1 protein-coding gene is annotated in these 292 nt (G+C 67.1%); it reads left to right on the top strand.

Annotation, left to right across the window (positions count from 1 at the left end; all coding sequences use genetic code 11):
- Positions 1-22: 22 nt before the first annotated feature.
- On the top strand, positions 23-292 hold a 270-nt coding region (locus CCN51_RS56445), incomplete at its 3' end, for a hypothetical protein (RefSeq protein ID WP_211303227.1).

Here is a 292-nt window from a genome sequence, read left to right as displayed (position 1 = left end):
TGCTCGCCCCGTCATCAGCACCTTGCCGGACGGTCGCCGGTGGATCAGCCTCGGCATATTGTTCGGCGGCCACTCCTACGAGGTCCGCAGCCCGTTGACTGGTCCGGCCCCTGGCGAGGAGTTGCCCCCGTCCTGGGACAGTGTCGCGCAGGCCGAGTCGGCCGAGTGGGAGATGAGACAGGCCGGATACGACCTGGACGAGGATTACCCCGGCTCGGCCTCCATTCGATGGTCCGTCACGTGTTCAGCGTGCAGTGCCCCTCGCAAGGTGAGCTTGCAGTCCGTACGCCGC

Origin of the sequence: Streptomyces milbemycinicus (genome assembly GCF_002154605.1) — a bacterium.
GTDB lineage: Bacteria > Actinomycetota > Actinomycetes > Streptomycetales > Streptomycetaceae > Streptomyces > Streptomyces milbemycinicus.
This window is presented reverse-complemented; position numbering and strand designations above follow the sequence as displayed.